The 3201-nt window shown below is 38.7% G+C and carries 3 protein-coding genes; all 3 read left to right on the top strand.

Annotated elements, in window-relative coordinates:
- Positions 1-325 (top strand): RbsD/FucU domain-containing protein (locus PHD84_10740; GenBank protein MDD5638272.1); only part of this gene is annotated, 325 nt, incomplete at its 5' end.
- Positions 326-456: 131 nt separating this feature from the next.
- Positions 457-2244 (top strand): L-fucose isomerase, encoded by a 1788-nt coding sequence (locus PHD84_10735; protein MDD5638271.1) that lies wholly within the window; start codon positions 457-459, stop codon positions 2242-2244.
- 491 nt (positions 2245-2735) lie between these two features.
- Positions 2736-3201 (top strand): transposase (locus PHD84_10730; protein ID MDD5638270.1); only part of this gene is annotated, 466 nt, incomplete at its 3' end.

The following is a 3201-nucleotide window of genomic DNA, read 5'->3' as shown; positions in this document are numbered from 1 at the left end:
TTATCCAGCGGAGACTGCTGACACTTTAACCGTAAGAGCTGATGGTCATAGTATTCCAGCGTTGTTAGAGGCAATTTTATTTTTTCTACCTCTGGATCAATATGAAGCTTATAATGTATTTTATATGGATACTGATAAGGGAGCCAAGCCCCAGATATGGCAGTGTTACGAAAATATTTTTAAGGCATCAAAAGAAAATTATAGTATTAAAACTCTGGAAAGATTTCAATTTTATCAAAGAGCTGCTCAAGCTTATGCTATTGTGGCAACCGGAGAAAGGTCACTATATGCCAATATTATTTTAAAGAAGGGTGTTATTTCTTAATGGATGTAGTTACAGAGCATTTTTATTTTGATGTGTAATTGTTACTAAACTAACAGAACACCTTCTTACTGGTTAGTATAGTTAAAAACATGTTTTTATACTACAATTATTAGATAGAGAGGAGCCAAAAAATGAGTTTTAAAAACAGGCTAATTGGTGCACTTCCTAGAGTAGGGATAAGGCCAATTATAGATGGAAGAAGAAGGGGGGTACGGGAGTCTTTAGAAGAGCAGACTATGAAAATGGCCGAAAGAGCGGCTAACTTAATAAGTTCACATTTACGTCATCCTAATGGTTTACCAGTAGAATGTATTATTGCTGATACAACTATTGGTGGAGTGGCAGAAGCAGCAAAATGTGCGGACAAATTTGCTCATTCCAATGTAGGGGTATCTCTTAGTGTTACTCCTTGCTGGTGTTATGGGATGGAAACCATTGATATGGATTCCTATTTACCGAAGGCTATTTGGGGATTTAATGGAACTGAAAGACCTGGTGCTGTCTATTTAGCTGCAGCATTAGCTGGTCATGATCAGTTGGGATTGCCAGCTTTTGGTATTTATGGAAAGGAAGTAATGGATGCTAATGATGAAGGCATTCCAGAAGATGTAAAAGGAAAGATATTACAATTTGTCAAGGCAGGCTTAGCAGTGGCATTAATGAAGGGGAAATCTTATCTTTCTTTAGGCAGTGTATCTATGGGTATTGCTGGTTCAGTCATAAATCCAGAATTTTTAAAAGATTATCTGGGGATGCGTACTGAATTTGTAGATATGTCAGAATTTATACGCAGGATGAACGAGGGAATCTATGATCAGGAGGAATATCAAGAAGCACTAGCTTGGATAAAAGAAAATTGCCGGGAAGGTGAAGATAGAAATAAGGAGAAGATAAGGCACTCCCGGCAACAAAAGGAAAAAGAATGGGAAACAGTGGTTAAGATGACCATAATTGCTCGAGATTTAATGATCGGTAATAAAAAGTTAGCAGAGATGGGTTATCAGGAAGAATCCGAAGGACATAATGCTATTGCCGCTGGATTTCAAGGACAAAGACAATGGACTGACCATTTTCCCAATGGAGATTTCACCGAGACCATACTTAATACTTCTTTTGACTGGAATGGTATTCGTGAACCATTCATATTTGCCACAGAAAATGATTGTCTGAATGGAATTGCTATGTTATGGAACCACCTGTTGAGCAATCGGGCACAGATGTTTTCAGATGTGCGAACTTTCTGGAGCCCTGAGTCTGTGAAAAGGGTTACCGGAAGAGAATTGAGTGGAAGAGCAAAAAATGGTGTTATCCACTTGCTTAATTCTGGTGCTACTTCCCTTGACGCTACTGGTCAGCAGAAAGAAAATGGACACTCAGTTATGAAACAATTCTGGGAAATAAATGAACAAGATATCAAGGCATGTCTGGAAAACACTCGCTGGAGTCCAGCCAGCTTAGAATATTTTAGGGGAGGGGGTTATTCTTCCACTTTCTGGACTCGCGGTGAAATGCCAGTAACTATGTCTCGTATTAATCTCATAAAAGGATTGGGTCCTGTACTCCAAATTGCTGAAGGATATACAGTTGAGTTACCTGATGATATTAGCTATGTTTTAACAGAGAGGACTGATCCCACCTGGCCTACTACCTGGTTTGCTCCCATAATTACAGGAAAGGGAGCCTTTCAAGATGTTTATTCTGTAATGAATTTTTGGGGTGCCAATCATGGAGCGATAAGTTATGGGCATATTGGAAAAGATTTAATCACCTTAGCTTCTTTATTAAGGATTCCAGTTGCCATGCATAATGTATCCGAAGAGAATATTTTCAGACCCAAAGCCTGGAGTGCCTTTGGTACAGATAATTTAGAAAGTGCCGATTTTCGAGCCTGTCGGAATTTTGGACCACTTTATAAGTAAGTATATAATATACTGTATAAAGTATAGCGTATATGGTATAGCATTTATATGGGAATAAGTGAATGAGATTGCCACACTTGCTCTTAACGCTAGCTAAGGGTCAGGTCGCAATGACACTTTAGTTATATGCAATGTGTATTGCCTATATCATGTAATATATACCGTATAACGTGAAGAATATATAGTGATGAGTTATAAGTCATTATTAAGTATTAAGAATTATCATTTAAAAATCCAAATCTAATGGTCTTAACTGAAAACTAATAATAACCTACCAGCTAACTGTACTATACCAATATCTATTAAATGATTAAATTATGCTATCATGATACTCAGAAGAGTTTGCAGTAGGCAAGGTCAGCCAAGCTACAGGAGCCATCTGCTAAGGTGAGCTCGATCGTTAGATGGACCGTCCTTCTCCAATCTTGGACAGTATCAGAAGCGAAACAGATTAAATCTGATTTCAGCTTGGGTTACCACAAGTAAAAGTTATGAGAAGGGCGACCCACACAAACTCTCCTAATCATAAATCAGGAGGTTTCTCTATCATGTATTATATCGGAATTGATGTGTCAAAGAAAGCCCTGTCTGTCTATGATGGCAGGGTAAGTCTGGAATTTGAAAACATAGAAGGACTCAAGAGCTTTTACCGTTATCTAAAGAAACATTACAAGCACCTTGAAAACCTGGTCCTCATCTTTGAGGCTACCGGCATCTACTCAGATAATCTTAGGGAATTCTGTAACCTGCATAAGATCAAGGCCTATATCCTAAATCCCAAGCAGAGCCATAACTTTGCCAAGTCCCTAGGGGTACACTCCAAGACCGATAATATCGATGCCCATACCATCTGGCGCTATCAGATTCTGATTCCTCATGAGAGGATACAAGTACCGGTTATAGACCAGGAGGTTAAGATGCTTGCATCCTACTTAACCAGCTATCAGTTTATCCAGG

The sequence above is a fragment of the Atribacterota bacterium genome, assembly GCA_028717805.1.
Lineage (GTDB): Bacteria > Atribacterota > Phoenicimicrobiia > Phoenicimicrobiales > Stramentimicrobiaceae > Stramentimicrobium.
The sequence above is the reverse complement of the archived record's forward strand: the minus strand, read 5'-3'. Positions and strand labels throughout refer to the sequence as shown.

What these genes read in the sequence shown, in the direction of transcription:
- PHD84_10735 (MDD5638271.1), top strand. Translation starts at nt 457, where the DNA reads ATGAGTTTTAAAAACAGGCTAATTGGTGCACTTCCTAGAGTAGGGATA.